The following is a 21107-nucleotide window of genomic DNA, read 5'->3' as shown; positions in this document are numbered from 1 at the left end:
TGTTCAAAGCGATCGCAGGCCGCGTGAGAGCGGCCGCAAGCGCAATCGATGACGCCGTGAGGCAGACCCACGCGGCGCGGCTCGCCATCATGGCGGCGCGGTTGCGGCGTTCCCTCCCGCTTCTCGCCATTCTCATCGCTGCCGCGCTGCTCTTCTGCCTTTACCTGGCCTGGTCTTCCGCGCGCGGGGTGTTCACGGTGCTCGCTCCCGCTTCGCCAACCGGGATCGGAGCCGGCATAGCAGCGGTGATCGCCGGGCTCGTCGTGCTCGAGCTCTGCGCGGCCCTCGCCGTCACGATGATGACCGCCGCGCTGCAACTCGCCTACGACACCGGCCGCCACCGCGTTCGCGCGCTGCTCGTCATCGCAAGCGCCGTGGTGCTGGCTGGCCTCGGCTGGCGGCTGGCGGAGCTCGATGCGGCGTCGCTCTCTGCCGCCACCATCCTGCCGATCCTGGGCAGCGCCGCCTTGATTGCGCTGACGCTGTGGTTCGAACGGGCCTATCTGCGGCCTTCCTATCCCGGCTTCCGCGATTTCTGGGTCGATGTCGTCGAAGCCCGGCTTTTTCTGACGCGAGCCGCCCATGGCGAATGAGAATGGCGGCGTTGGCTCGCTGCGTGGCACCAGCCCTGCGGTGACCGCGCATCACCTGGCGGAATCCGTCAAGGCCGGCCATAACGGCGCGAGCGATGCGGTGGACAATCTGCCGCCGGCCGATGCGACGATGCTGTCCCAGACCGAACAGACTCTTATCGCCCGGGCACGCGAGCATTACGCTACGCTGCGGCAGGACGCTGCGGCGAGCCTCAACGCCATCCAGGCCGAGGTCGCGAGCCGCCGCGAGCTGTTCACGCAGCAACGTTTCGAAGGGCGCGTGCGCGGCGTCGAGGCGACGATGCGCGCGATGCTGAACAAGCACGGCAGCGAGCTGGAGCAGCGCGTCTACGATACGCTCAGGGCCAAGCGCGAATACGCCTTCTTCAACTACGAGAACAAGCGCCGCGCCGATCCCAAGCTCGACAAGTGGCAGTTCATCCTGTTCTTCCTGGTCGTGCCGCTGGTGATCGAGAGCCTGCTCAACGGCAATTTCTTCGCCGAGGCGAGCGATTTCGGCCTGGTCGGCGGCGCGGCCACGGCCGTCATCATCTCGGCGCTCAACATCGCGCTCGGCTTCTTCATGGGGGTCGGGCCGGCGCGATACTGCCAGCATGTGAAGAGCTCGCACCTGTTCTGGGCCCTGCCCGCCTATGCCGGCATGATCGCGCTGATCGTGTTGTTCAATCTCGCGGTCGGGCATTACCGCGAGATGCTGATCGCGAGCCCGGATACGCGTTCCTTCCAGGTCATGCCGCGCATGCTGGAGAACCCCTTCGCGATCTACGACATCAAATCGGTCGCTCTGGTCATCATCGGCTGCGTCGTCGCCTTTGTCTCGGCGACGAAGGGCTATACGGCCTTTGGCACCTATCCGGGGCATGCAGCCGCCTACAAGCGTTGGCGCCAGCGCTGGGGCGCGGTCGAGGAGGAGCGGCGCCGGCTCGATGTCGAGCTGCTGCCGGAACTGGAGGCGATCCGCACCCAGATCGACGGTTTCCGCGAGGATTGCCGCGACGAGCTCGGCAAGCTGCAGGGCGTGAAGGCCGCGGCGGAGAAGGCGCGAGACCTGTTTATGTCCCGCCTCGGGCAACTGCGCGCGGCCAAGGACGCGGCGATGATGCAATATCGCGAGGCCAATCTGCGGGTCCGCACCGATCTGCCACCCGCCTATTTCTCGCAATCGCTCAACCTGGCCGAGATCGACCAGCCGGGGGAACTGCCGGAATATGTTGCGGCCCGCCGCCAGATCGAGGATTTCGAGCAGCAGCTCGCGAGCATGCCGGCCCTGATCGAAGCCAAGCTGAAGGACAGGCTGATCCTGCTGCGCGGGGTCGACCTCGCCGGCGAGATCGAGCAGGTGAAGCTGCGCGCGGCGAAGGCCGGCCGCGAGGCCTTCGAGAGCGACGAGGCGGCGCAGAAGCAGGCGGCCGAGGATTTCGCCGCAATGCCGCGCTAGAGAGCGACAGATGAAGACCGAGAACCTGGCCATCGTCGCTTCCGTGCTCGCCGGCGTTGCGCTCGTCGGGTTCTTCGCGGCCCCTTCCCTGCTGCGCGGCCCGCCGCGCGACCAGGAGACGCTGTGCCCGAAGAGCGGGCCGGTCGGGCACACGCTCATCCTGGTCGACAAGAGCGATCCCTGGAGCGAGGTGCAGGCCGGGCGGCTTAAGAAGCTGGTCAAGCAGATCGGCGACGAATTGCCGGCCGAGCGGATGCTGTCGATCTACGTTTTCAACGACGTGTTCGAGCCGGGTTTCCCCTCGCTGATCTCGCTGTGCAACCCGGGCAAGACGGCGAGCGAGCTGATCGGCAACCCGCGCCGCGAATATGTGAAATGGGTCGAGAAGTTCGGCCGCCCGCTCGACGATGCGCTCACCGTCCTGACCCAGCCGGCGAAGGGCAACCAGTCGCCGATCGTGGAAGCCATCGGCGACGTCGTCTCCCGGCGCGAGAACCGCGTGGCGAACGGCGATCGCTCGCTGGTCCTCGTCTCGGACATGCTCCAGAATTCGGGCCAGTTCACCGTCTTCGGCAACGCGGCCGGCGCGCGCGATCCGGAGCGCTTGCGGCGCCTGCTCGACAAGGTCTGGCAGGATTCGGGCGCCAAGAGCTGGGCGCTCAGCATCCATCAGGTCCAGGGCGTCTACGACCAGGCCCGGCTCGAACAGGCCGCATCGCTGTGGAAGCAGGCTTTCCAGAAGCTGAGCATCACGGTGAACTGGGACAGGCTGTAGCGCCGCTGCCGTCGTTGCGGCCGGTGCGAACCGCGATCGTCAGAGCCTGTAGGCCATCCGCACGCCGCCCCAGTGGCGGCCGCGCACCCGCAGCGGTGCGTTGATCTCGCTCAGGGCCTCGATCCGGCCGTCTCCGAGGTCGTGATGGCAGAGCTGGACCAGGAACGGGCGGACCGAGCGGCTCGCGCTGATCCCGGAGCGGCTGTCGAGAATACGGCGGTTGCAGGCATGGGCCGCGTTCCAGTCCGGATCATGGCTGCGCTGGGGCTGCGACGTCTCGGCATGATGCACCGGCATGTAGCCGTTGCGATCGCTCGGCACGGCGAAGACAAGACGCGGATCGCTCGCGAGCGTCTTCCTGAGCAATGGCGGCAGCACGGCCTCCAGAGCCTGCAGGCTCGGGCTCAGATATTGCAGCGGCTCGCTCTCGGGAACCGGCGTATAGCTCGCCTCGAACAGATCCTCCTCGGCTATCAGACCTTTCTCGATGGCCGTTTCCATGGCTGCGGCGATTTCGTTCGCGAAATCCTGGGCGCGCTCGATGAAGGGGCGATAGGAGCGCTCGATATCCTCGATCATCAGCGCCAATGCGCCGCTGCCGGCGGCAGCATCCGCATCGAAGGCGAGATGCAAACCGCGCTCGCTGTGACCGGTCATCCGGCAGGGGAGCGGCGGCAGGCCGTCGATGGTGATCGTGCCGTCGCCGCCGCCTAACCGGATGGCCTGCGCATCGGCCAGAAGCGCTCCGCCGCGACCGACATCGACGATACGGCTCGACAGGTCGATGCCGCCGATCCTCAGCTGCGCGCGCCGCGCGGTCGGGAAACGGTCGAAGCGCCGCCGGTCGGCGAAGGCGGAGTGCCGCAGGACGGGCTTGAAGCGGCGCAACATGCGGCCGACGAGCCGGCTGCCCTTCTCCGAGGCCCGGCGCGCGCGCTCGCTCTCGGCGACCGTGACATGAGCGATGCGATCGATTTCATCCGCGCGGCGCGCGACGCCTTCGACGAAGAGCGCGGCTTCGCGGGCATTGCGGGACAATTCCGCCGTCGACGCCGCCTGCTCCTGCGAAGCCTGACTGATCGTCGTCATCAGCGGGTTGACGTCCCGCACGATCTGCAGCGCCTCGTTGACGATGCCCGTAGAGCTCTGGGCCGCATGCGTGAGCCGGTCGACCCGGCTGCGGATATGCTCGACGGCTTCGCTCACCTCGACCGAGAGCGACTTGACCTCGTAGGCGACGACGCCGAAGCCACGGCCGGCCTCTCCGGCGCGGGCCGCCTCGATCGCGGCGTTGAGCGCCAGCAGGTTCGTCTGGCGGGCGATCTCCGCAATGGAATCGACGATGCCGCGGATTTCGCCTGTCGCCTCACTGAGGCCGTCCAACATCAAGGTGGCCTGCCCCGCATGCTCCACGGCAGCATCGAGCCGGTCGCGGACGCTCGCCATGGCGCTGTCGACCTGCTCGGCCGACTGGGAAACCTGCTGCGTCGCGGCGGCCAGGACGGAGGCGTTCTCGCTCGCCGCGCCGACGGCCATGCGCATGCTGCCGGCACTTTCCAGAATGGTGCGGGAGCCGCTTTCGGAATCGGCTGAGAGCTTCTCGACCTCACCCAGTTCCTTCGTGAGCCGATTCATCGCGAACAGAATGTCGCGCTCGATATCATCAACAGCATCGCGGACGGACAGGTCGTTGGAAGCGATCGCCACGATGGGGGCTTCTGCGACCTCGATCGGCGCCGGTTCGGTCGGGGCTTCGCTACCCATGGGAGTTCGGGCGCCCAGCCAGCGTCGAATCCTGCCCTTCATCCCAAGCCCAGTCTCACCTAAGGTCAGCCCTGCCTGCGGTTATGGGCGGCGTCCGTTAACAAAAGCTTCCTCCGCACCTGCACGGCGCCTGTGCCGCAGAAGCATTGGACCACCTCTTGCGCGGCCTGTATGGCTGGGGTTTCCACGTCGCACGGGCACGAGCCATGAGCCAGCACAGCTATGACGTCATCGTCGCCGGCGTCGGCGCCATGGGGTCGGCCGCCTGCTGGCACCTCGCCAAGCGCGGGCTCAAGGTTCTCGGCCTCGAGCGCTTCGAACTCGGCCATGCGATGGGCTCCTCGCACGGCCTGACGCGGATCATCCGCCTCGCCTATTTCGAAGGCTCGCACTACGTCCCGATCGTGCGGCGTGCGCATGAACTCTGGGCGGAAACCGGCGAACAGGCCGGCATGAAGCTGCTCCATGTCACCGGCTCGCTCGACCTCGCGCCGAAAGGCGGCGGACCGGTCGAATCCTCCCTGCAATCCTGTCTCGACCACGGGTTGACGCATGAGGTTCTGGAGGGAGCCGAGGTGATGCGCCGCTTCCCTGGCTTCCAGCTTCCGGCCGGGCATGTCGGGCTGTGGCAGCCGGATGGCGGTTTCGTCGCGTCGGAAAAGGCGATCTATGCTCATGTCGGGCTGGCGCAATCGCGCGGGGCCGACATCCGCACCAACGAGCCGCTGCTGGACTGGACGCCGACGGCGCAGGGCGGTGTCGTCGTCCGCACCGAACGCGGCACCTACTCGGCCGGCCGCCTCGTCATCACCTCGGGTGGCTGGATCGCCGACGCGGTGCCGGCCCTGTCGGAACGGGTCAGCACCGTGAAGCAGGCGATCGGCTGGTTCACCACGCGGCGGCCCGAACTCTTTCGCGAGGGTGCCTTCCCCGTCTTCATCCTCAGCGTCGAGGAAGGCAATTTCTACGGTTTCCCGCTCTACGAGCATCCGGGCTTCAAGCTCGGCGGGCCGCATTTCGGGCGCGAGCCCATGGACCCGCGCGAGCCGGACCGGACGCCGAGCGAAAACCAGGTCCAGCGCATCCGCGAGTGCCTCGCGCGCTATATTCCCGATGCGGCCGGCGAGCCTCTGACGGTGAAGGGCTGCGTCTACAGCGTTTCGCCCGACGAGGGCTTCATCATCGACACCGTGCCTGGCGTGCCGCAGGCCGTCTTCGCCTCGGCCTGCTCGGGCCACGGCTTCAAATTCGCCAGCGCGATCGGCGAAATCCTGGCCGATCTTTCGACCACCGGCCAGTCGCCCTTCGATCTGACGCCATTCTCGCTTTCCCGCTTCGCGGCCTAAGCCTTTCCCGCAGGATACCTCTTGGCCAGCGCAGCCGAAAATCGCCGCGGCGTCGTCTTCATGCTCGCGGCCATGTCGCTCTTCGTCGTCAACGACACGCTGATGAAGTTGGCCCGCGAGACCTATCCGGCCGGACAGGCGATCGCGCTGAGGACGGTCTTCGCGGTCGTCGTCGGTTTCGCGCTCGTCTTCGCAGCACGCGAGAGCGACCGCCTCGCCACGGCCTTCCGGCCACGCGTGTTGCTGCGCGGCCTGCTCGAAGCCTTGAGCGCGTTGACCTTCGGCTGGTCGCTGGGCCTGTTGCCGCTCGCCAACATGACGGCGATCAACATGGCCTCCCCGCTGCTCATCGTCGCTCTCGCGGTCGTGCTGCGGATCGAGCGCGTCGGCTGGCGACGGGCGCTGGCACTCACCGTCGGCTTCATCGGCGTGCTGTTCATCGTGCGGCCGGGTGCGGCCTCCTTCAACGCGGCCGCTCTCGTTGCCCTGCTCAGCACCTTCCTCGTCGCCTGCCGCGACCTGACGACGCGCAGCATCGGCGACGACGTTCCCTCGACGGTCATCTCGCTGACCACGACGGTCGTCGTCGGCCTCGTCGCGTTCGGCTACGGCTTGACCGAGCAGTGGCTGCCGGTCTGGCGGATCGAAAGCGTCTATGTGGCGCTGGCCGCCGTCCTGGTCACGGTCGGGACCTTCTTCATCATCAGCGCCTTCCGCCGCACCGATGTCGCCGTGATCTCGCAGTATCGCTATGCCGTCATCGTCTTCGCCACGCTGCTCGGCTATCTCGTCTGGGGCGACGTGCCCGATCTCTTTGCCTTCCTCGGCATCGGGCTGATCGTCGGCAGCGGACTCTATACGATGCATCGGCAGCGCGTGCGGCCCGATTCGAACCTCAAGCTGACCCGAAAGCCGACGGCGTGACGGCTGGATCGGCCAAGCCGACGCTGGCGATCCTGGTCGCGATCTCCGCGCTCCAGCCGATCGCGCTCAACCTGCTGGCTCCGGCGACGCCGGCCCTGACCCGCCACTTCGCATCGAACTACGCCACGATCCAGCTCACGCTGACGCTGTTCCTGGTCTCGGTCGCCCTGACGCAGCTCGTCATCGGGCCCTTGTCGGACCGCTTCGGCCGCCGCCCCTGCGTCAATGCCGGGGTTGCCTTGTTCGTGCTGGGCTCGGTAATGGGAGCGCTGGCGCCTTCGACCGAAATCCTGCTGACGGCGCGCATACTGGAAGGAGCCGGCTCGGGCGCCGTCTTCGCGCTGTCGCGGGCGATCATCCGCGACAGCGCCAATCGCGACGAGGCCGCGAGCCAGATCGCCAGCGTGACGATGGTGATGGTGGTGGCGCCGATGCTCGCGCCCTGGCTCGGCGGCCAGATCGAGACCGCGCTCGGCTGGCGCACCATCTTCTGGTTCATGACCCTGTTCGGCACCTGCGTGCTCGCGCTCACCGTCCTGCGACTGCCGGAGACGGCGCCCCATATCGGCGCGCAGAGCTCCCTGCTCGGGGTGTTTCGTGCCTTTCCGGAGCTCGTGCGCAACCGGGGTTTCCTGCTGAACGTCGCGGCCGGAACCAGCGCTGTGTCGGCCTTCTTCGTCTTCATCGCCGCGACGCCGTTCATCGTCGTCGAGACGATGGGGCACGGCTCCGACGCCTATGGCAGCTACTTCATCCTCAATGCGCTCGGCTACATGCTCGGCAACTTCGCCATGTCGCGGCTGGCAGTGCGGGTCGGCACGCCGAAGATGGTGCGGCTCGGCCTCGTGATCTCGTTCATCGGAACGGGCGCGGCGCTTGCCCTGTCGTTCTCACCCTGGTGGTCGCCGCTGACCCTGTTCCTGCCGCTGGCCGTGAACGCCATCGGCAATGGCCTGACGATACCCGGTGCCACAGCCGACGCGCTCTCCGCACGTCCCGAACTTGCCGGCTCCGCCGCGGGACTGCTGGGCGCGATCCAGCTCGGGATCAGCGCCGGGCTGACCGTGCTGATCAGCTGGCTGGTGACCCTTTGGCCGCAATCCATGAACGTGCTGGTCTGGCTGCTGATCGCGCTCGGCCTCGTCGCGGTCGGCTTAGCCCGCAAAGGACGTGGCCCGGCGATCTGAGCCGGGCCGTCCATCTTCTTGTCAGAGCGTCGTGTGCATCCGACGCTCGAGCCTCAGCCCTCGAGGCGGGCGATCAGGCTGGAGGTGTCCCAGCGCTTGCCGCCCATCTTCTGCACCTCGGCATAGAACTGGTCGACCAGCGCGGTCACCGGCAGCTGCGCGCCGTTGGTCCGGGCCTCGTCGAGGACGATGCCGAGATCCTTGCGCATCCAGTCGACGGCGAAGCCGAAATCGAACTTATTCTGGTTCATCGTCTTCCCGCGGTTCTCCATCTGCCAGGAGCCGGCAGCCCCCTTGGAGATCACCTCCAGCATGGCCTCGACGTCGAGCCCGGCGCGCTTGGCGAAATGCACGCCTTCCGACAGACCCTGGACCAGGCCGGCGATGCAGATCTGGTTGACCATCTTGGTGAGCTGGCCAGAGCCGGCAGGCCCCATCAGCCGGCACATCCGGGCAAAGCAGACGATGACGGGCTCGGCGCGGGCATAGGTCTCGGGCTCACCGCCGCACATTACGGTCAGCACGCCGTTCTCGGCGCCGGCCTGCCCGCCGGAAACGGGCGCATCGACGAAGCCGAAACCGCCCTGCCGCGCCGCCTCGTAGAGCTCGCGCGCGACATTGGCGGAGGCGGTGGTGTGGTCGACGAAGACCGCGCCCTTCTCCATGCCGGCGAAGGCGCCGTTCTCGCCGATCGTGACCGAGCGCAGATCGTCGTCGTTGCCGACGCAGGCGAAGACGAACTCCTGCCCCTTGGCGGCATCGGCCGGCGTTGCCGCCGAAAGCCCGCCATGCTGGGCGACCCAGGCCTGAGCCTTTGTCGGATTGCGGTTGTAGACGGTGACGTCATGGCCCTTGGCCTTGAGATGGCCGGCCATGGGATATCCCATCACGCCGAGACCGAGGAATGCGACTTTGGCCATGAACAGCTCCCGCGTTACGAAGACCTTGGCGCTTTAGCGCGGGGCCGGCGGGCTGGGAAGCCGGAAGAGCGTGAGCCGCCCATGCGGTTTTCCCGTTGCAGCCGGAACGCCGGCGGCTTAGCTCAGGTCCATGACCATATCCAACGACGATGAATTGCGCGCACTCGGCGAGATCGGCCGGATCGTGGCGCGCACCCTGGCTGCCATGGGCAAGGCGCTCGAGCCCGGCATGACCACCGCGGAGCTCGATGCGATCGGGCGCGATTTCCTCGAACGCCACGGCGCGCGCCCGGCCCCGGAACTCGCCTATGACTTCCCCGGCGCGACCTGCATCAGCGTCAACGAGGAGATCGCGCACGGCATCCCCGGCGAGCGGCGCATCCTCGCGGGGGACCTCGTCAATGTCGACGTCTCCGCGGAGAAGGACGGCTTTTTCTCCGACACCGGCGCTTCCTTCGCCGTGCCGCCGGTCAAGCCAAAGCTGGAGCGGCTGTGCCGCGACGGCCGGCGCGCGCTCTGGGCCGGTATCGCGCAGGTCGGCGCGGGCAAGCCGCTGGCCGGCATCGGCCAGGCTGTAGGACGCTTCGCCGACAAGAACGGCTATACACTGGTGCGCAACCTCGCGAGCCACGGCGTCGGTCGCTCGCTCCATGAGGAGCCGACGGAGATCGCGACCTGGCCCGACCGGCGCGAACGCCGGACGATGACGAATGGGCTCGTCTTCACCGTCGAGCCGTTCCTGTCGCTGGGAGCGGACTGGGCGGAACAGGGGGACGATGATCGCTGGACGCTCTACAGCGAGCCTTGCGCGCCCACCGTGCAGTACGAGCACACCGTCGTCGCGACCCCGCGCGGCGCCGTCGTCCTGACCCTGCCGGGCTGATATCGGGCTACCGACCGGATCAGCGCAGGGCCAGGTGGCGGCTCAACCTGAGTTCGAGACGATCCCAGACGCGGCGGATGATCTCGACCAAAACCAGATAGATCAGCGCCGCATAGAGATAGATCGACAGGTCGAAGGAGCGGGCGAAGGCGAGCCGCGTCGCGCCCATCAAGTCGAACAGCGTTACCAGCGAGACGATCGCGCTGGACTTGATCATCACGATCAGCTCGTTGCCGAGCGGGCGCAACGCCAGGATCATCGCCTGGGGCAGCACGACGCGGCGCAGCGTCGCCCAGCGATGCAGGCCGAGCGAGAGCGCCCCCTCGAATTGCCCGCGCGGGATCGCCTGGATGGCGCCGCGCAGGATCTCGGCCTGGTAGGCGGCGGTGTTGATGGTGAAGGTGAAGGCCGCACAATAGAACGGCTCGCGGAAGAACCACCACAGGCCGACATCCTGCCAGAACTCGCGGAACTGGCCGAGGCCGTAATACACCAGGAAAAGCTGGCAGAGCAGCGGCGTGCCGCGCAGGAAGGTGGTGTAGCCGCTGACCGCCATCCGCGCCCAGCGCGGACCATAGAGCCTGGTAATGGCGAGGCCGAGCGCGAGCACGAAGCCGATGGCGACCGACACCGCCACGAGCTCGAAAGTGACCCAGAGGCCGCTCGCCATCCGGCAACCATAGTTCTGCAGAACCTCGCTGCCGACCCAGGAACCGGGATATTCGCACCAGTTCATCGCGTCGCTCCGCCGAAAGCGGCCTGGCCGCGTTGGGTGCGTTGTTCCAGCCTGTCGATGCCCCAGGCGGAAACCAGCGAGAAGAAGAAATAGAGCAGCATCGCCGTGCCGAAGAACAGGAACGGCTCCTTGGTCACGACATTGGCCCGCGTCGCGATGAACATGATGTCCTGCAGCGTGATGACCGATATCAGCGAGGTTTCCTTCAGCAGCACCATCCAGTTGTTGCCGAGCCCCGGCAGCGCCACGCGGATCAGTTGCGGGAAGACGACGAGCCGGAAGGCCTGCGCCTTCGACAGCCCCAGCGCCGAGGCCGCCTCGCGTTGGCCCTTCTGGATCGAATTCAGCGCGCCGACCCAGACCTCGCTGGAGAAGGCCGCCAGCACCAGGCCGAGCGCGACCATGCCGGCGACGAAGGGCGGTATCGAGAAACCGGTCCAGACGCGCTGCACCAGAACCTGAATGCCGAAATAGATGATGTAGAGCGTCAGAAGCTCCGGCACGCCGCGGAACACGGTGGCGTAGATCGTCGCCAGCCCCCGCAGAATCACGTGGTCGGAGCGCTTGCACAGCGCGATGACGAGGCCGAGCGCCAGGCCGAAGGGCAGCGTTGCGAGAGCGACCGAGATGGTGTTGGCGGCGCCTTGCAGCAGGGCCCAGCCCCAGCCGCCGGGACCGAAGCCGAGCAGAGCAAGTTTATCGAACATGGCATGGCCGGCGCGCGAGGAACTGAAACCCGCCGGCCTGAAATGGCCGGCGGGTGAGCGTCAGCAGGCGTCAGGTCACTCGTACTTGAACCACTTGTCCTCGAGCTTCTTGTGCGATCCGTCGGCCATGGTCTCGGCGATGGCCTTGCTGATCATGTCCTTCAGAGCCGTGTCCGACTTGCGGACCGCACCGGCGACACCGGCGCCGTGGATGGCGTCGTCGCGCTTCACCTCGGCGATCTTCTTGCAGCAGTCCTTGCCCTTCCCCTTGAGGAAGTCGGCGAGAGCGAGCGCGTCGGCGACGATATAGTCGAGGCGACCGTTGAGCAGATCGAGATTGGCCTCTTCCTGGGTGGGATAGAGGCGCGCGGTCGAATCCTTGTAGAATTTCTCGACATAGTTCGCGTGGATCGTCGAGCCCTGCGCGCCGATCGACTTGCCCTTGAGAGCGGCAGGCGAAATGTCGTCCGACTTGGTGCTCTTGGGCCCGATCACCCAGATCGGGGTCTTGCTGTAGACCGACGTGAAGTCGACCTGCTTCTTGCGCTCATCGGTCGCGTTCATGCCGGCGAAGATGACGTCGTACTTGTTGGCCTGCAGCGCCGGGATGATGCCGTCCCAGTCCTGCACCACCCAGGTGCATTTCACCTTCATCTTCTCGCAGAGCAGGTTGCCGTAGTCGATCTCGAAGCCCTCGAGCTCCTTCTTGGCGTTCAGGTTGTTGTAGGGCGGATAGGCGCCTTCCGTGCCGATCCGAATCTCCTTCCACTCCTTGGCCTGGGCGAGAGCGCCTGTCGCACCAGCCAGCGTCAACGCCGCAGCCGCGACGAACCGAACGAAACTTTTCATGGGACCTCCCGCAGTTTCGGAGCCGCCGGACTTGCATTCGTCCCGGTTCGGCTCCGTCGCGACAGATTGGGCGCAGTTTCGCGCCACCCGCAAGAGGGGCTCGCGCAGCTTTTCGCAGCCTACCCCGCTCAAAGGGCCGGCAGCGGGCGCGATCCTGCCAAAGGAGAAGCCATCAAGCGCTGGGGTCGACCGTGCGGGAGCAGCGCCCTGCCCGCTCAGCGGCGGGCGTCGAGAACCGCCACGATCCAGATCGCGAGGCCGCCGAGCGCCAGCGCCGCGCCGACCCAGCCGGTCGAGGTCCAGCCGTAGCCGGCGGCGATCGCCATGCCGCCCAGCCAGGGGCCGAGCGCATTGGCGGTGTTGAAGGCGCTGTGGTTGAGCGCGGCGGCGAGCGTCTGCGCATCGTCGGCCACGTCCATCAGGCGGGTCTGCAGCATGGCGCCGAGGCCGCCACCGGCACCGATCATGAAGACGACCAGCGAGACCGCCCAGATATTGCCGGCGGCGAAGGGGAAGGCGGCGAGCCAGAACGCGCTCCAGAGCAGCATGCCGGCCGTGGCGGGAACCAGCGCCCGGTCGGCCGCCCAGCCGGCGAAGAGCGTGCCGAGCGTCAGCCCCAATCCGAAGACGGCGAGCACGACGGGCACGAGCGCGGGCGAAACGCCGGTGACAGCCACCAATGTCGAAGCCAGATAGGCGTAGACCGCGAAGAGCCCGCCGAAGCCGATCGCACCGGTGGCGAGCGTCAGCCAGACCTGCCGGCGCTTCAGCGCGCCAAGCTCGCGCAAGGGGCTCGCACCGGGCTGAACCCTGTCGCGCGGTGCGAAGAGCCCGATCAGCAGCGCCGTCAGAAGGGCGAGAACCGCGACGATGGCGAAGCCCGAGCGCCAGCCCAGCACTTGCCCCATCCAGCTCGCGGCGGGAACGCCGAGGATCGTCGCGATCGTCAGGCCCAGCATGACCCGCGCCACCGATTGCGCGCGCCGGTTCGGTGCCGAGAGCGAGGCGGCCACCAGTGCCGCGACGCCGAAATAGGCGCCATGCGGCAAGCCGCTGAGAAAGCGGAAGGCGAGCATCCAGTGGTAGTTCGGCGCCAGCGCGCTCAGGCCGTTTCCGATCGCGAAGACGCCCATAAGGCCGATCAGGAGTGTGCGGCGCGGCACCCGCGCAGCGAGCACGGCGATGAGCGGCGCCCCGACGACCACGCCGAGCGCGTAGATGCTGATGACGTGTCCCCCGGTGGGCTCGTCGATTCCCAGCCCGGCCGAGAAATAGGGCAGCAGGCTCATCGCCGCGAATTCGGTGGTCCCTATCGCAAATCCGCCCATGGCCAGCGCAAACAGCACCAGCCCGACCGGCGTCGAACTGACGGCGGACGTGTCCGCGTTCAGGCTGCGATCATGCGCGGCGAGGGTCATAAGTCGCTTTCAAGAGATTGTCGGCATGCTGCGCCGCAACATGAAATAGCCATTCCACTGACGCCGATACAAGAGCGTAAATGGCGATATTTCATGCATCATGCGCATATCGATACGCCAGCCGGACGGATCCGCCGGATCCGGCTATAAGGCCGCTTCCGACACAGGCGACAACGACGTGATTCCCTGGACCGTACTCGATACCGCAGCGCTGCCGGATGGCAGCGGCGACCTCAGGCTCAAGCAGCGCGGCAGCGAATTCTCGATCATGCTGGGCAGCAACGAGCTGATGAACAGCCGCCTCAGCGGCTCGGAAGAGGCCCTTGCAAAGCTGGTCTGCGAGCGGCTGGTTCAGCGCGCCCAACCGAGCATCCTGATCGGTGGATTGGGAATGGGCTTCACCCTGCGGGCCGCGCTCGCCAACCTGCCGCCGGATGCACATGTCGAGGTCGCCGAACTCATACCGGCAGTCGTGGCATGGGCGCGCGGGCCGATGACCGCTGTCTTCGCAGGCTGTCTCGACGACCCCCGCGTGCAATTGACCGTCGCCGACGTGGCAAGCGTCATCGCTACGGGCAAGGGCGGTTACGACGCCATCCTTCTCGATGTCGACAACGGCCCGGAGGGGCTGACCATCGCGGGCAATGACAGCCTGTACGCGGCGGAGGGACTGGCTGCCGCCAAGGCGGCACTGCGGCCGGGCGGCATCCTCGCGGTCTGGTCTTCAGGGCCCGACCACGGCTTCACCCGTCGCCTGCGCAACGCCGGCTTCGCCACCGAGGAGGTGACGGCGCGCGCCCGCCGGACCGGCGGCGGCGCGCGCCATGTGATCTGGCTGGCGGCACGCCGCTAGCGCGGCTGCCTCAGTTGAGCCGGCAGAGACCATCGCAGGATGCAGCCGAGACGGTCTGGATGAACTCCGAGATCGCCTTCTTCGCATCCGGCTTCAAGGCGGGCTGGGCCGCCTGCAAGGCCGCGATCAGCGCCTGCCGGTCGGGAGGCGCGGTGCCGGCGGCGAGGGCGGCCGCGTTTTCGGCGAGGCTGCGTGCGATCAGAAGCTGGTTCGCTGGGCGCAGCGCCGGAATGCGCAGGGCCAGCGCCGCCCCAGCCACGATTTCCTGCAAGCCCAGGCGCATCTGGCGAATTCCCTGGAAGCGAGCCTCGGTCTTCTCCTCGACCTTGAGATGCGCGCCAAAGCTGTTGATCGCTTCCAGCGATGCGGCAACGGCCTTCAGCAGGAAGACATGCGTTCGCGTCAGCTCGTCCTGAAACTCGACCGTATTCCTGGCCGTATCGGGCGCCTTCCGGTCCGGCGAGAACAGCGTGTAGGCCTTCAGGATCAGGGTCTGCTTCTGGACGATGGCGAGCAAGGCCGGAATGTCGGCCTCGGCATAGGGCGCCTTGCCGAGAATGGCCGCCTCGTTCCAGACATCCTCGAGCACCTTGCCTTCGACCGGATCGGCTAGGCGTGGGAGGGTCGGCTTGCCCTGGGAGGCCTTGATCAGCGTGTCGACCGAGGCGAAGGCGGCGTCCATGTAGCCCGGGCCGTTTGCCGGCACTTCGGCACGCGCGGCCGTCCCCAAGATGCAGAGCGCGCCGAGAGCGGCGAACCGTGCAATCGAACCAAACCTCGTCATGGTCTTCCTTTTCCTGCGGCGCGGGCCTCCGCCAGAAGGCAGAGTTCCGTGAACAGCACTTGCGCCGCGCATTGAGCGGTGTTGCTCGTGGCATCGTATTGCGGCGCAACCTCTACGACATCCGCTGCAACGATGTCGCGCCCCTTGAGCGCGCGCAAAATCGCCAGCGCCTCGCGCGGCGTCAAGCCGCCGACCTCCGGGGTCCCGGTGCCGGGCGCGAATCCGGGATCGAGCGAGTCGACGTCGAAGGACACGTAAGTCGGCCCCTCCCCGATCACCGCCAGGGCCTTGGCGATCACGGCATCGAGGCCGAGCTCGTCCACCTCGTTGGCGTGGATCACGGTCATGCCGGACTCGAAGGAGAACTCCCAGAGATATTCGGCGCCGCCGCGGATGCCGATCTGGATGACGCGCTCGGGGTCGAGCACACCGTCGAGCACCGCCTGGCGGAACGGCCCGCCATGATGGAACTTCGAGCCTTCATACGGGCCGGACGTGTCGCAATGGGCATCGATATGCACCATGCCGACCGGCCGCTTCGCGCCGACGGCCTTCAGGATCGAATAGGTGATCGAATGGTCGCCACCGACGGCGAGCGGCGAGACGCCGGCTTCGACGATCGTGCGGAAGGTCGCCTCGATGTCCTCATGGCAGTTTTCGAGCGAGAAGCGCGAGCGGAACGGCACATCGCCGATATCGGCGGCCTTCACCATGGTGAGGGGCGCGGTGCCGAGCACAGGGTCCATCGGGCCCACGCGCTCGATGGCGCGGACGGCGCGCGGGCCGAGGCGCGCACCCGCCCGGTTGGTGACGCCCAGATCCATCGGCACACCGATGATCGCGACATCCAGCCCACCGAGATCGGGCTTGGTAAGCGCCTCCGGCCGGTAAGGTGTGCCGAGGAAGGTCGCGACATCAGCAAACGGCCATTTGCGCTTGTCGCCGGTGAATTGGCCCGCAGCCACCCTGGCGAAGCGCGGATCGTGGATGTCGCCGCCGCCGGCGCCGGCATAGCGCTGCCGCAGCTTGGTGAGCTTGTCCTGATCCATGCCTGATCTCCTCGGCGGCGAGCTGTCAAAACGGAATGCGTTCGAGCATCGTCACAGGCCCGCCCTGATAATCGACCTGTCCGAAGCTCTTGTAGCCGAGCTTCTGCGCGACGCGTAGGGACGCGAGGTTGTCGGGCGCTATGATGCAGACGCTGCGCTGCTCGCCATGCGTCTGCGCAAACCAGCGATGGGCGGCAGTGGCAGCCTCGATCGCATAGCCTTTGCCATGGGCCTCAGCCGCCAATATCCATCCCGCCTCCGGCGCATTGTCGAAATCCGGAGACAAGCCCCTGTAACCGTCGAACAGGCCGACCTCGCCGATGACGTGTCCGCTCGCTTTCGCGACCACGATGAACATGCCGTAACCCCGGAGCGCCCAATGGCCCGTGAGGCGGGTCAGCCGGTGCCAGGCCTCCTCGCGATTGAGGGGCTTGCCGCCGAGGTGGCGTATGACGGCGGGGTCGCGGCGCATGGCGTGGATCGCATCGAGATCCTCCGTCACGGGGCGACGCAGTTTCAGGTTTTCGGTCTCGATCATCGTCGCTTTAAGCACCGCCACAGGAGCCAGCCTAGGCATGTGCCGGAACTAGCCGAAAGTCGCAAGAATCGGCGATAAAATCCCTCGCACTTCGAAAATCCATTCGGTACAAGGCGATTCTGAACGTCGAGCGACAGAACTGGTTCGAAACGCTCGCACCCGCCAAACGTCCGAGGAGAATCGCTAGATGAAGCGTCGTCAGTTTATCCAGACCGCAGCGGCTGGCGCCGCCGCCACCGCTGCCGTGGCCATGCCGGCTGTCGCGCAGTCCAATCCGGAGGTGAAGTGGCGTCTGGCTTCCAGCTTCCCGAAGTCGCTCGATACGATCTATGCCGGCGCCGAAATCATGGCCAAGATGGTCTCCGAGCTGACCGACGGCAAGTTCCAGATCCAGGTCTTCGCGGCGGGCGAAATCGTGCCGGCGCTGCAGGCTGCTGACGCGGTCAGCAACAACACCGTCGAGATGTGCCATACCGTTTCGTATTACTATGTCGGCAAGGACCCGACCTTCGCGGTCGCCGCCTCGGTCCCGTTCGGGCTCAACGCCCGCCAGCAGAACGCCTGGCTGTTTCAGAACGGCGGCAACGAGCTGTTCAACGAGTTCTACAAGAAGTTCAACATTTACGGTCTGCCCTGCGGCAACACCGGCGCCCAGATGGGCGGCTGGTTCCGCAAGGAGATCAAGTCGGTCGCCGACATCCAGGGCCTGAAGATGCGCATCGGCGGCATCGCCGGCTCTGTGCTGCAGAAGCTCGGCCTCGTGCCGCAGCAGCTCGGCGGCGGCGACATCTATCCGGCGCTCGAAAAGGGCACGATCGACGGCGCCGAGTGGGTCGGCCCCTATGACGACGAGAAGCTCGGCTTCGCCAAGGTCGCGCCGTACTACTATTACCCGGGCTTCTGGGAAGGCGGGCCGACGGTCCATGCCTTCGTCAACCTGGAGAAGTGGAACGCCCTGCCGAAGGCTTACCAGGCCGCTCTGACCGCCGCCTGCACCTATGCCAACACCCAGATGGCGGCGAAGTACGACGTGGTGAACCCGCCGGCGCTGAAGCGCCTGGTCGCGGCCGGCACGCAGCTGCGCCCCTTCCCGCAGGACGTGATGGAAGCCTGCCTGAAGGCCTCCAACGAGCTCTATGGCGAAATCTCGGCCAAGAACCCGGACTTCAAGAAGGCGATCGAGACCATGGCCGCCTTCCGCTCGGACCAGTATCTCTGGTGGCAGGTCGCGGAACTCAGCTTCGACGTCTTCCAGGTCCGTACGCGGGCGCGCTGAGCTCGCTACAAGCCGCTAGGGTCAACGCTTCAGGGTCCGGCTCCGCCGGGCCCTTTTTTGTGACACCGAGAGTGCCCGTTCTGACGGAGAGCATGACGCAGCTGGGCGGCGCCACGATAACCCATGACAAAATTGCATGCTCGACATGCAAAAAACTCTTGCTTACGTCTCCAAATCTGCTTTTCTGAATCCTCGAAGTTATCGCGTTTCCAATCCGCTCGCGCTTTCGAACCGATCCCGATCCAACGGGGCCGCAGCGCGAGGGGAACTTACCCCGGCGCGAGCCGGGGTTTTTCATGAGCGCCATCCGGCAGCCGTGTTACGATGACGTCGATCGTCATAACCGCGCCTCGTTTCAGGGCCACCAAGCCTGATCGCTCGGATACCGCCATGCCTCGCTCAATTCTCGCTTTGCTCCTGACCTGCCTCGCGACGGCGGCTGCAGCGCAGTCGATCGGCGAGCCCCTGCCCGGGCGCGCCGCCCCCCGCGAATCCTTCAGCAAGCCGGCTCCCACTGCGGGTCGCGGCGCACGCCCCTGCCCTGAATACGGGGCGGGCTTCGTCAGGCTCGAAGGCTCGTCCTTCTGCGTCCGGGCCGGCGGCGCGGTGCGTGCAGAATTCGGCAAGAGCTCGCGCAGCGGTTATGGCAGCCGCGCCGATGGCATGGTCTATCTCGAAAGCCGCGGCGAAAGCGCATTCGGCCCGGTCCGCTCGGTGCTCAGTGTTCGCGGCGGGGTCGATCGCGGGCTGGATTCCGGCCCGTTCCGCTACTGAGTATCGCTCGGCGTCGCAAACAGCCGCGCGACCTCGGCCTGAAGTGCCGGGACCAGCTCCGCCTCGAACCAGGGATTGCGCTTGAGCCAGGCATTGTTACGCCAGGACGGGTGCGGCAGCGGCAGCACGCGCGGATAGGTCGGGCGCGCAAGAATTTCCCGCCAGTTCTCGACCGTGGCCGAGAGGTTGGCGGCCTCCTTCGCACCGAGATGCCAGTTCTGGGCGTAGCGCCCGATCGCGAGTACGAGCTCGATCCGCGGCAACACCGCGAAGACACGCTCGCGCCAGGTCGGCGCGCATTCGCGGCGCGGCGGCTTGTCGCCGCCCTTGGAATCCAGGCCGGGAAAGCAATGGCCCATCGGCACGACCGCGACCTTCGCCGCATCGTAGAAGATCGTCTCGTCGATGCCGAGCCAGCGGCGCAGGCGCACGCCCGAGGGATCGGTGAACGGGCGGCCGCTGGCATGGACCCGCGTGCCGGGCGCCTGGCCGGCGATGCAGAGCCGCGCCGTGGCGGAGGCCTGGATGACCGGTCGCGGCTGATGCGGCAGCGGCGGCAGATAGAGCGGCGTGTCGCGGCAGATCCGGCAGGCGCGCAATTCCGCCAGCACGGTATCGAGCGCTTCCGCCTCGCTCATCGCCTTGCCAGCCTGGAACGCCCGGGCGCTTGCGAGATCAGGCCGTCGCAGGCCCATTCTGGCTGCTTCTGCGCATAATCATGCGGATCGCCCTTCTCGATGCGGGCGAGGCCATTGATGCGCCCGCTGGGCCGGCTGCGGATGACATAGAGATCGCCGCTGGTCTCGATGGTGAAGCAGTAGGTACGGCGCGTCTCATGCGGGCCGTAATAATAGCAGACGGCATCCTGTGTCGTGGTCCAGCAGGCATCCTTGTTGGGCACGCCGCGATTGTGGCCGCTCGCCCGGCCATCGGGGTGGTGATACTCGCTGAACGGCAGGTTGCTGCCGGAATAGAGGCCGGTCACGGTGTTGCCTTCGAAGACACGCCGGATCTGCTCGCCGTTAAGTCGCTCGGCGGCACCCACACCGGTCGCGACGACGAGGCCGAGGGCCAGAGCGATGACGGGCGCGCCTCGGCTCATCAGCGTTGCGCCAGCTTGCGGCTCATGGGCGGCGCGGGCGCGCGCGAGATCAGCCCGTCGCAATACCAGGACGTGCCGTTGTCGCCGTGATTGCGCGGATTGCCGAGCTCGACCTTGGCCAGCGCATTGACCATGCCGTTGCCGGTGTTGCGCAGCACATAGAGCTCGCCGCTCATCTCGACGGAGAAGCAATGCACCGTCCGGTCGCTCTGCGGGCCGTAATAGTAGCAGATGCGGTCAGGCTTGGTGATCCAGCAAGCGTCGGTATTGGGCTGCCAGCCGTTATGGCCGAGCGCCCGCCCGTCGGGGTCATGGTACTCGGTGAAGAAGCCGCCATTGGTATAGCGACCAGACACCGTGTTGCCGCGAAAGGCCCGCTCGATCGCCTCTCCGCTCAGCCGCTCGGCAGCTTGCAGCGCGACCGTCGACGTCAACAGGGCAAGCAGGGCGAGAAAACGCCGGCGCATCACGCCTTCCAGCTCGGGCGCGTCGAGAGCTGGCCGTGCCAGCGGCGGATGTTGACGAAATCCTCCGGCAATGGAATGCGCGACGGCTTCATGAAGTCGATGGCGATGCCGGCGGTGATGTCCGCCACGGTCAGCGCCTCGCCGCAGATGAAGCCGCTGCTCGCGAGCTGAAGCTCCAGCAGCCAGAGATGATCGTCGACCTGCTCGCGATTGGCCTCGGCCCATTCGGGAACCTGCTCTTCCAGCTCAGCCATCGAGGGATGGCTGTGGCGGAAGACGGCGGCCACGCTGGCGAACAGGCCAAGCTCGACGCGCCGGTTCCACATCTCGATGGTGCCCTGCTCCTTGGCATCCCGGCCGAAGAGCGGCGGCTGTGGGTGAAGGGCCTCGATATAGCGGCAGATGGCGATCGTCTCGGCCAGGGCCGTCCCGTCGTCGAGTTCGAGCACCGGGAGGCGCTGCGCCGGGTTGATCTTCGTGAAGGCTTCGGACCTGTGTTCCTTCTTGGCCATGTCGATCGGCACCAGCTCCGGCAGCGACACGCCCTTCTCCGCGAAGAAGATGCGAACCCGTCGCGGATTCGGCGCCCGCCCGCCATCATAGAGCTTCATCAGATACTCTCCGTCTCCGGCCGCACCGGATCACGGCCCGCGCCGGAAGGTCAACCACATGCTGGCGTTTCGTGACGCGAACATGGCGAGGT

At 66.7% G+C, this 21107-nt stretch carries 22 protein-coding genes and 1 pseudogene; 10 read left to right on the top strand and 13 right to left on the bottom strand.

Features of this window, described 5'->3' with window-relative positions; translation table 11 throughout:
• Positions 1-56 precede the first annotated feature (56 nt).
• The 3 genes from NWE53_RS01370 to NWE53_RS01360 are packed head-to-tail and all read left to right on the top strand — an operon-like array spanning position 57 to position 2827.
• Positions 57-593, top strand: a complete 537-nt coding sequence (locus tag NWE53_RS01370; RefSeq protein ID WP_265052609.1) for a hypothetical protein — start codon at positions 57-59, stop codon at positions 591-593.
• Positions 583-2052 (top strand): hypothetical protein, encoded by a 1470-nt coding sequence (locus NWE53_RS01365; protein ID WP_265052608.1) that lies wholly within the window; start codon positions 583-585, stop codon positions 2050-2052. The genes NWE53_RS01370 and NWE53_RS01365 overlap by 11 nt, the downstream gene beginning before the upstream one ends.
• 10 nt (positions 2053-2062) lie before the next feature.
• On the top strand, positions 2063-2827 hold the full coding sequence (locus NWE53_RS01360; protein WP_265052607.1) for a hypothetical protein: 765 nt from the start codon (positions 2063-2065) through the stop codon (positions 2825-2827).
• Positions 2828-2866: 39 nt separating this feature from the next.
• On the opposite strand, the gene NWE53_RS01355 is transcribed toward NWE53_RS01360, so the two are convergent.
• Positions 2867-4591, bottom strand: a complete 1725-nt coding sequence (locus NWE53_RS01355) for a methyl-accepting chemotaxis protein (RefSeq protein ID WP_265052606.1) — start codon at positions 4589-4591, stop codon at positions 2867-2869.
• Positions 4592-4797: 206 nt separating this feature from the next.
• Here NWE53_RS01355 and solA point away from each other — a divergent pair, with 206 nt between their 5' ends.
• The 3 genes from solA to NWE53_RS01340 are packed head-to-tail and all read left to right on the top strand — an operon-like array spanning position 4798 to position 8048.
• Positions 4798-5937, top strand: coding sequence for an N-methyl-L-tryptophan oxidase (gene solA, locus NWE53_RS01350; protein WP_265052605.1), 1140 nt, complete (start codon positions 4798-4800; stop codon positions 5935-5937).
• 21 nt (positions 5938-5958) lie between these two features.
• Positions 5959-6861, top strand: a complete 903-nt coding sequence (locus NWE53_RS01345) for a DMT family transporter (RefSeq protein WP_265052604.1) — start codon at positions 5959-5961, stop codon at positions 6859-6861.
• The gene (locus NWE53_RS01340) at positions 6858-8048 is read left to right on the top strand and encodes a multidrug effflux MFS transporter (protein ID WP_265052603.1); all 1191 of its coding nucleotides are present in this window, start codon (positions 6858-6860) and stop codon (positions 8046-8048) included. The genes NWE53_RS01345 and NWE53_RS01340 overlap by 4 nt, the downstream gene beginning before the upstream one ends.
• 53 nt (positions 8049-8101) lie before the next feature.
• Here the strand turns inward: NWE53_RS01340 and NWE53_RS01335 are convergent.
• Positions 8102-8977 (bottom strand): annotated as a pseudogene (locus tag NWE53_RS01335) (NAD(P)-dependent oxidoreductase); the annotation flags it as partial.
• A 121-nt stretch (positions 8978-9098) separates the two neighbouring features.
• Here NWE53_RS01335 and map point away from each other — a divergent pair.
• Positions 9099-9851, top strand: coding sequence for a type I methionyl aminopeptidase (map, locus tag NWE53_RS01330; protein ID WP_265052602.1), 753 nt, complete (start codon positions 9099-9101; stop codon positions 9849-9851).
• A 19-nt stretch (positions 9852-9870) separates the two neighbouring features.
• Here the strand turns inward: map and NWE53_RS01325 are convergent, their stop codons facing one another.
• The 4 genes from NWE53_RS01325 to NWE53_RS01310 all read right to left on the bottom strand — a co-directional run bounded on the left by NWE53_RS01325 (position 9871) and on the right by NWE53_RS01310 (position 13561).
• Positions 9871-10587 (bottom strand): ABC transporter permease, encoded by a 717-nt coding sequence (locus NWE53_RS01325; RefSeq protein WP_265052601.1) that lies wholly within the window; start codon positions 10585-10587, stop codon positions 9871-9873.
• Positions 10584-11294 carry an ABC transporter permease gene (locus NWE53_RS01320; RefSeq protein WP_265052600.1) on the bottom strand — a complete coding sequence of 237 codons (711 nt, stop codon included), beginning with the start codon at positions 11292-11294 and terminating at the stop codon, positions 10584-10586. The genes NWE53_RS01325 and NWE53_RS01320 overlap by 4 nt, the downstream gene beginning before the upstream one ends.
• A gap of 75 nt (positions 11295-11369) precedes the next feature.
• Positions 11370-12143 carry a transporter substrate-binding domain-containing protein gene (locus NWE53_RS01315; RefSeq protein ID WP_265052599.1) on the bottom strand — a complete coding sequence of 258 codons (774 nt, stop codon included), beginning with the start codon at positions 12141-12143 and terminating at the stop codon, positions 11370-11372.
• A gap of 215 nt (positions 12144-12358) precedes the next feature.
• Positions 12359-13561 carry an MFS transporter gene (locus tag NWE53_RS01310; RefSeq protein ID WP_265052598.1) on the bottom strand — a complete coding sequence of 401 codons (1203 nt, stop codon included), beginning with the start codon at positions 13559-13561 and terminating at the stop codon, positions 12359-12361.
• Between the two features lie 178 nt (positions 13562-13739).
• Between NWE53_RS01310 and NWE53_RS01305 the strand changes: the two genes are divergently transcribed.
• Positions 13740-14414, top strand: coding sequence for a polyamine aminopropyltransferase (locus NWE53_RS01305; protein ID WP_265052597.1), 675 nt, complete (start codon positions 13740-13742; stop codon positions 14412-14414).
• A gap of 10 nt (positions 14415-14424) precedes the next feature.
• Here NWE53_RS01305 and NWE53_RS01300 read toward each other — a convergent pair whose 3' ends face one another.
• The 3 genes from NWE53_RS01300 to NWE53_RS01290 are packed head-to-tail and all read right to left on the bottom strand — an operon-like array spanning position 14425 to position 16785.
• Positions 14425-15198, bottom strand: a complete 774-nt coding sequence (locus NWE53_RS01300) for a hypothetical protein (RefSeq protein ID WP_265052596.1) — start codon at positions 15196-15198, stop codon at positions 14425-14427.
• Positions 15195-16247: an agmatinase gene (gene speB / locus NWE53_RS01295; protein ID WP_265052595.1), complete on the bottom strand. Its 1053-nt coding sequence runs from the start codon at positions 16245-16247 to the stop codon at positions 15195-15197. The genes NWE53_RS01300 and speB overlap by 4 nt, the downstream gene beginning before the upstream one ends.
• 25 nt (positions 16248-16272) lie before the next feature.
• On the bottom strand, positions 16273-16785 hold the full coding sequence (locus NWE53_RS01290; protein ID WP_265052594.1) for a GNAT family N-acetyltransferase: 513 nt from the start codon (positions 16783-16785) through the stop codon (positions 16273-16275).
• A 187-nt stretch (positions 16786-16972) separates the two neighbouring features.
• Between NWE53_RS01290 and NWE53_RS01285 the strand changes: the two genes are divergently transcribed.
• Together NWE53_RS01285 and NWE53_RS01280 are read left to right on the top strand one after the other, a co-directional pair.
• Positions 16973-18061: a TRAP transporter substrate-binding protein gene (locus NWE53_RS01285; RefSeq protein WP_265052593.1), complete on the top strand. Its 1089-nt coding sequence runs from the start codon at positions 16973-16975 to the stop codon at positions 18059-18061.
• Between the two features lie 390 nt (positions 18062-18451).
• Entirely contained in the window at positions 18452-18835 is a 384-nt protein-coding gene (locus NWE53_RS01280) for a porin (RefSeq protein ID WP_265052592.1), read from the top strand.
• On the opposite strand, the gene NWE53_RS01275 is transcribed toward NWE53_RS01280, so the two are convergent.
• The 4 genes from NWE53_RS01275 to NWE53_RS01260 are packed head-to-tail and all read right to left on the bottom strand — an operon-like array spanning position 18829 to position 21015.
• A complete protein-coding gene (locus NWE53_RS01275) occupies positions 18829-19473 on the bottom strand; it encodes a uracil-DNA glycosylase family protein (protein WP_265052591.1) in 645 nt (214 codons plus the stop codon). The two genes, NWE53_RS01280 and NWE53_RS01275, sit on opposite strands and share 7 nt — an antisense overlap.
• The gene (locus tag NWE53_RS01270) at positions 19470-19937 is read right to left on the bottom strand and encodes a hypothetical protein (RefSeq protein ID WP_265052590.1); all 468 of its coding nucleotides are present in this window, start codon (positions 19935-19937) and stop codon (positions 19470-19472) included. The genes NWE53_RS01275 and NWE53_RS01270 overlap by 4 nt, the downstream gene beginning before the upstream one ends.
• Positions 19937-20404: a hypothetical protein gene (locus NWE53_RS01265; protein ID WP_265052589.1), complete on the bottom strand. Its 468-nt coding sequence runs from the start codon at positions 20402-20404 to the stop codon at positions 19937-19939. The genes NWE53_RS01270 and NWE53_RS01265 overlap by 1 nt, the downstream gene beginning before the upstream one ends.
• Positions 20404-21015 carry a glutathione S-transferase family protein gene (locus tag NWE53_RS01260; RefSeq protein WP_265052588.1) on the bottom strand — a complete coding sequence of 204 codons (612 nt, stop codon included), beginning with the start codon at positions 21013-21015 and terminating at the stop codon, positions 20404-20406. The genes NWE53_RS01265 and NWE53_RS01260 overlap by 1 nt, the downstream gene beginning before the upstream one ends.
• Positions 21016-21107 lie beyond the last annotated feature (92 nt).

It is taken from the genome of Bosea sp. NBC_00550, assembly GCF_026020075.1.
Taxonomy (GTDB): domain Bacteria; phylum Pseudomonadota; class Alphaproteobacteria; order Rhizobiales; family Beijerinckiaceae; genus Allobosea.
This window is presented reverse-complemented; position numbering and strand designations above follow the sequence as displayed.

Coding starts and splice junctions, on each gene's coding strand:
- NWE53_RS01310 (WP_265052598.1), bottom strand. CDS start 13,561: ATGACCCTCGCCGCGCATGATCGCAGCCTGAACGCGGACACGTCCGCC.
- solA (WP_265052605.1), top strand. CDS start 4,798: ATGAGCCAGCACAGCTATGACGTCATCGTCGCCGGCGTCGGCGCCATG.
- NWE53_RS01325 (WP_265052601.1), bottom strand. CDS start 10,587: ATGAACTGGTGCGAATATCCCGGTTCCTGGGTCGGCAGCGAGGTTCTG.
- NWE53_RS01265 (WP_265052589.1), bottom strand. CDS start 20,404: ATGCGCCGGCGTTTTCTCGCCCTGCTTGCCCTGTTGACGTCGACGGTC.
- NWE53_RS01355 (WP_265052606.1), bottom strand. CDS start 4,591: ATGGGTAGCGAAGCCCCGACCGAACCGGCGCCGATCGAGGTCGCAGAA.
- map (WP_265052602.1), top strand. CDS start 9,099: ATGACCATATCCAACGACGATGAATTGCGCGCACTCGGCGAGATCGGC.
- NWE53_RS01360 (WP_265052607.1), top strand. CDS start 2,063: ATGAAGACCGAGAACCTGGCCATCGTCGCTTCCGTGCTCGCCGGCGTT.
- NWE53_RS01300 (WP_265052596.1), bottom strand. CDS start 15,198: ATGACGAGGTTTGGTTCGATTGCACGGTTCGCCGCTCTCGGCGCGCTC.
- NWE53_RS01290 (WP_265052594.1), bottom strand. CDS start 16,785: ATGATCGAGACCGAAAACCTGAAACTGCGTCGCCCCGTGACGGAGGAT.
- NWE53_RS01275 (WP_265052591.1), bottom strand. CDS start 19,473: ATGAGCGAGGCGGAAGCGCTCGATACCGTGCTGGCGGAATTGCGCGCC.
- NWE53_RS01280 (WP_265052592.1), top strand. CDS start 18,452: ATGCCTCGCTCAATTCTCGCTTTGCTCCTGACCTGCCTCGCGACGGCG.
- NWE53_RS01260 (WP_265052588.1), bottom strand. CDS start 21,015: ATGAAGCTCTATGATGGCGGGCGGGCGCCGAATCCGCGACGGGTTCGC.
- speB (WP_265052595.1), bottom strand. CDS start 16,247: ATGGATCAGGACAAGCTCACCAAGCTGCGGCAGCGCTATGCCGGCGCC.
- NWE53_RS01365 (WP_265052608.1), top strand. CDS start 583: ATGGCGAATGAGAATGGCGGCGTTGGCTCGCTGCGTGGCACCAGCCCT.
- NWE53_RS01270 (WP_265052590.1), bottom strand. CDS start 19,937: ATGAGCCGAGGCGCGCCCGTCATCGCTCTGGCCCTCGGCCTCGTCGTC.
- NWE53_RS01320 (WP_265052600.1), bottom strand. CDS start 11,294: ATGTTCGATAAACTTGCTCTGCTCGGCTTCGGTCCCGGCGGCTGGGGC.
- NWE53_RS01285 (WP_265052593.1), top strand. CDS start 16,973: ATGAAGCGTCGTCAGTTTATCCAGACCGCAGCGGCTGGCGCCGCCGCC.
- NWE53_RS01315 (WP_265052599.1), bottom strand. CDS start 12,143: ATGAAAAGTTTCGTTCGGTTCGTCGCGGCTGCGGCGTTGACGCTGGCT.